This is a genomic window from Bacteroides sp. An322, from assembly GCF_002161765.1.
In the GTDB taxonomy this organism is placed as follows: domain Bacteria; phylum Bacteroidota; class Bacteroidia; order Bacteroidales; family Bacteroidaceae; genus Phocaeicola; species Phocaeicola merdavium.
Genome location: NZ_NFIN01000051.1, coordinates 1 through 4,914, shown reverse-complemented (window position 1 = coordinate 4,914; position 4,914 = coordinate 1). Strand labels below are relative to the sequence as shown.

4 protein-coding genes are annotated in these 4,914 nt (G+C 50.8%); 2 read left to right on the top strand and 2 right to left on the bottom strand.

The window, feature by feature from the left end:
• Positions 1-123: 123 nt before the first annotated feature.
• Positions 124-1,332, top strand: a complete 1,209-nt coding sequence (locus B5F91_RS14580) for a clostripain-related cysteine peptidase (protein ID WP_087397804.1) — start codon at positions 124-126, stop codon at positions 1,330-1,332.
• Here B5F91_RS14580 and B5F91_RS14575 read toward each other — a convergent pair.
• The gene (locus B5F91_RS14575) at positions 1,298-2,005 is read right to left on the bottom strand and encodes a sigma-70 family RNA polymerase sigma factor (protein ID WP_087251655.1); all 708 of its coding nucleotides are present in this window, start codon (positions 2,003-2,005) and stop codon (positions 1,298-1,300) included. The two genes, B5F91_RS14580 and B5F91_RS14575, sit on opposite strands and share 35 nt — an antisense overlap.
• Positions 2,006-2,243: 238 nt before the next feature.
• Here B5F91_RS14575 and B5F91_RS14570 point away from each other — a divergent pair, with 238 nt between their 5' ends.
• Positions 2,244-2,957 (top strand): DUF3592 domain-containing protein, encoded by a 714-nt coding sequence (locus B5F91_RS14570; RefSeq protein WP_087429748.1) that lies wholly within the window; start codon positions 2,244-2,246, stop codon positions 2,955-2,957.
• Between the two features lie 18 nt (positions 2,958-2,975).
• Here B5F91_RS14570 and B5F91_RS14565 read toward each other — a convergent pair whose 3' ends face one another.
• Complete coding sequence (locus B5F91_RS14565) at positions 2,976-4,676, bottom strand: DUF3592 domain-containing protein (RefSeq protein WP_087429747.1); 1,701 nt, start codon at positions 4,674-4,676, stop codon at positions 2,976-2,978.
• Positions 4,677-4,914: the final 238 nt, after the last annotated feature.

The window sequence follows — 4,914 nt, the reverse complement described above, 5'->3', positions numbered from 1 at the left end:
AACCATCGATTATGAATTCCTCGCTGAAACTGCGGAAGCCATGGTACAAATCGCATTCATCCAAATCATGCTTAACAAATTTATCGAATGAAATCAAAACAGCTTCTAAACCGGAAGAGGAATATGAACAAGCGCAAGTTTTTCCGTGCGGCTTTGGGCTACTGCCTTCTTTTGCCGCTGGCATCCTGTTCGGAGGACGAGGAAATAATCGTACCGCCCGACCCTGTGTCCTATACCACGCTGGTGTATATGGCCGCCGACAACTCGATGGACTCTGAAGTGGACTATACCATCTCGCAGCTTAGACAGGGCGCACGGCGCAGTGCGGGCACGGCGGTGGTCTATGTGGACAGGGAAGGTGAAACGCCGCGCCTGTTCAGTATCACGCAGCAAGGCGGGGAAGTCCCGCTGAAGTCGTATGCGGAGGAGAACTCCGCCAATCCGGAAACGCTGGCGCGGGTGATAAGCGAGGCCAAGGAGCTTGTTCCGTCCGACCGTTTCGGACTGGTGCTTTGGTCGCATTCGATGGGTTGGCTGCCAGGTGGTTACGATTCCGATCTTGTGCCGCAAGGCACGAGGGGGAATGCGGTTGACGGATTCCCGCGCACACGCTACATCGGCATCGACAACCATCCAGGGAATGACTCCTCGTCCGGCGTGATGGAAATCGATGCATTGGCGGATGCCCTCCCCGATGATGTGGCGGAATATATCTGGTTTGATGTATGCCTGATGGGGTGTATAGAAGGGCTGTATGAAATGCGCAACAAGGCGGACTATCTGATAGCTTCACCCACCGAGGTACTTGCGGAAGCCGACTATGACGCTTCGGGCATCCCTTATGCGAAGGTGCTTCCGTACCTGTTTGGCGGCGTGGAGGACTTGGAACAGGCCTGCGTCGCCTATTACGGCCACTACAACAGTATGGGGCACGACATACTGCGCTCGGCCACAATCGCGCTGGTGGATGCCGCCGAACTTGGCGGACTTTTCACTGCCACCCGGAACGTCCTGCAAGGTAGGTTGCACGACATGGAGGCTCTGGACACGTCTGTCTTGCAGGCGTACCACACGGACAACGTGCCCAACGTGTTTTTCGACATGGGCGATATAGTCCACACCGTTGTGGGAGGGCGGACGGACGAGTTCGACGCGCAGTTGCGCCGCACCGTCGTTTACAAGGCGGCCACGCCGCAGTTCATCAACAAGTTATCCATCAGTCAGGAACATTTCAGCGGACTGAGCATGTACGTGCCTTTAAGCAGGTGGAAAGGAAACTGCGAATACAGTTACTATTTCAATAATTTGGAATGGTCAGGGATTTATGAATGACGGAACTGGACATGATAATCAAAGCGGCATGTTCTGGATGACTGACACACGAAAGGATGGCGGACACATATCCGGCCTCACACAGTTTCAGACGTACTTCCTTTGTCATCACGCACACTTTTTTCCTGACGGTGGCTTCCGTAAATCCGTACATGTCAGCCACCTCTTTGGCTGTATATCCATTCTTCATACTGACGAAGACCTTTTTGTCCAGTTCACCGAACCTTTCAAGCACTTCATCGGTAATCGTATGGATGGCTTCCACATCCAGTTTGGAGAATACCGTCGGGTTATTATCCGCGATGTTCACCACCATGCGCCATATTTCCTCGTCGTCCAACGACACAATGTTATGGCAACTCTCCACCATCCGGTAGAAATCCAATATGCGTTTGGCTATGACGGCATAAAGCAAACCTTTTATTGTATGCCGTTTTTCGTCATGGTTCCCGATGATTTTCCCCGCATTGTCCCATACGTACATCCACAGGTTTTGTGACAGTTCGGATGCGGCCTCCTTACTGCCCGTCCGCGAATAGAATAGCCCGAAAGCCCACTTCGCATACTTGCCGTAAAGACGTGTGAATGCTGCCGTATCCATGTTTTCCGCAATGGCAGAAAGCAGTTGGAAATCATCTTCTTCCTTATCTTGTCCTAAAGCCGAAACATCCATAATATTTATATTTTTGGACGATGCAAAATTAGCCATACAGTGTGACACTCGTGTTACGTGCCAGTAACATTTATAATAAAAGGTAAAATTCATAGGGAAAGACCTAAAAAGTATCGCATTAAGCCTTTTCAACGCAAAATCGGGTAACACTCGCCCCGTCCGCTACGAATTACATATAGGAAGCAATCCTTTAATGATATAAGAAGTTGATATTTCATTAAACGACCCTTTTACAATTATGCGTTACAACAAAGAAAAAGCACTGGTCCGGGGCAAGAAAAAAGACAAGGCATTTGTCCGCATCTTCGGCGGAATATTTGTGCTGGTGGGCATCATCCTGTTTACCGTCTGTATCTTCATCTATACCAGCGGTCACACATTCAAAGCAGAAGCTACACCTGTGCAGGCTGTTATCCTGGCCATGCGTGGGGCAAATCACGAATCGCTGGGCACACCGGTGGTGGAATACACAGTCGGCGGAAAGACCTATACTTCCACGCTCAATCTGTCATCATCGTCCATGCATCCGGGCAAGCAGATTACAGTCTATTACCGCAATGGCAATCCCCAAGAGGTGCGTTATCTGGATGATAACAACTGGATTATCGGCCTATTGCTGGCCATGGCGTTCGTGTTTGCCGATATGGGACTGGCTTTTATTCTGGTAAGGCGGAAACACCGGCAGAAAATAGCCCGCTTGCTTGCTACCGGCGATACAGTGGAAGCGGAGATAACAGGCATCCGTGAAGATGACAACCAAAGCATGAACGGACGGCATCCCATCATCGTGAGTTGCCGTTATGTGGCATCCGACGGGCGGATATACCTGTTTCACAGCGGTTCTTTCTGGTATGAGAGTTACGAGATAGATCCCAAAAGAAAGGTGCGTGTCTATGTTGACCGCAATAATCCTTTCAATTATTATGTGGATGTTGACAGTGTGGTGGGATGAGAACGGAAAAAAACGTGTTTAAGGCAAATTATCCTTGGCAACCAGCATCAGTTCGCCCGCTTTCTTCATCAGCGTTTCTTCGGATACATCCGCTCCTTCCATAAAGATAACCAAGAGATGGTCGCCCACCAAAGCAAAAACGTTCAGCACACGCCGTCCTCCTGCCTCTGCGCAGGCTAAGGTGTAGTAGGTAATCCATCTCTTGTCTTTCAGCGTCAGCTCCAGGTAGTCCTGCGTTTCATAGATGTCAGGGTGCTCCCGGAACAGGTGGTCCTTGTAACGCATCAGCCTGCCCAGCAACGAAGCCATGGCAAAGGGCGTGGCCTGGTTGAGGGGTGTGCTGCGTGCTGATGTCAGTCTGAATCCTTGTATTCCGACGGAGGCATACAACACTCCGAAACGTTCCACGCCGCCGGCTATCCGTGTCACTGCATCCGTAGCAAGGGTGTCTCTGTCGGACACTGCTTCTATAGTTGCGTAGTAGAACATTGTTGTCTTGTCTACCCTCAAGGTATCCGGATTCACGCCCGACGCTTTCAGGCGGATTTCAGCGGCAGCTGTCGCGCAGGCACCTCCCAAGGTGAGCAGCGGCCAATATCCTCCGCCCTCTATCTGCATCGTGTCTTTCAATACCGGGGAAAGGATGCAAAGGCCCGTGCGTGGCGCAAACCCTTTCAACAGCTTTTGCAGCTTTGGTTTCAGGTCGGCGTTCATGTCGTAGATGAACTCATCCAGCCTGTCGCGATAGCTTTCTGGAATCATCAGCATGCTGGTCGTCCTTGTGTGTGTCAATCCCTGTGTGCCCCACACCACAAACATGGGACGTTTGCATTTGTCGGTAAAGCGCCAGGAAGACGTCCAGTCTTCATATCCTTCCTCGTCGGTATAACTCCATCTGTTATTTCCGGGGAGGTATTCGTGCAATTCCGTGGCATAAGCATTGTAGTAGCTGAAACCGGGCGGGAGGTTCAGATCGGAAACCAGCACGTAAGCCTCAAACCTGTTGTATATTATGTAGCCGAATGCTGTTACTAAGACCATGACAAAAGCAACGATAGCCGATGGAAGCCACCTCCATTTGCGACGGCTACGGAACACTCGTTGCCCCCTCTCCTGGTGTCTGAGTATCGCTTCGCCAATGTTTCCCACGTTTGTGCCCTGCCTCTTTAGTTTTTCCAAGCTGTTGACAAACGTCTTGTCCTCCTCATAGAATTGGCGGACAAGGAGGTGCGTATATAAGTAGAACTTGTACGGATGGTCGCGGTCCACGAAAACGGGCACGCGGCTTCCCACCTCAATCAGTCCCAACAGCCCCGCCTGCGAGCCGTTGAGCTGTTCCTTAACCTTCCATTTCCGACCGCCGGGCAGGGTGAATTCATAGACTGCCACGAAAGCCTCTCCGCCTTCCTCGACATCTATCTCTTTCTGGATGGCCGTGACGACGGCTTCGGCCTGGATGCCATGCCCTATCAGCTTCCGCTTCTCCCTCAGGATGCCCAGCAGGGAATAGGCGATGTAGCCTGTCACCACCAGACAGATTATACCCGCCCAGCAACTCCCGATGCCTTGGAAGCCATGCAGGAAAAGATTTACTATTCCCGACCCGCTGAACACTCCGGCAAGCAGCAATCCACCCGCTATGGCAACCAGCCACCAGCACAATTCCCGCTTTAAGATTCGCCGGTACGCCTCTTTCCGTATGTCTGTATCGTTCCTCATACCGCTATCAGTTATTTGGGGAGCGAATGTAACGAATGGATGTTTCGTTTCGGTTACGAATCTGTGTAATTGTTTGAAGCCCTCAAAAGCGGACGGCCGGGAATAAAATTTTCCCGTTTAATGTTTATTAACGCAAAATCGGGTAACACTCGCCCCGTCCGCTACGAATTACATATAGGAAGCAATCCTTTAATGATATAAGAAGTTGATATTTCATTAAACGACCCTTTTACAATTA

Excerpts from the sequence above, each read along its gene's own strand:
- B5F91_RS14580 (WP_087397804.1), top strand. The coding sequence starts at position 124 with ATGAACAAGCGCAAGTTTTTCCGTGCGGCTTTGGGCTACTGCCTTCTT.
- B5F91_RS14565 (WP_087429747.1), bottom strand. The coding sequence starts at position 4,676 with ATGAGGAACGATACAGACATACGGAAAGAGGCGTACCGGCGAATCTTA.
- B5F91_RS14575 (WP_087251655.1), bottom strand. The coding sequence starts at position 2,005 with ATGGATGTTTCGGCTTTAGGACAAGATAAGGAAGAAGATGATTTCCAA.
- B5F91_RS14570 (WP_087429748.1), top strand. The coding sequence starts at position 2,244 with ATGCGTTACAACAAAGAAAAAGCACTGGTCCGGGGCAAGAAAAAAGAC.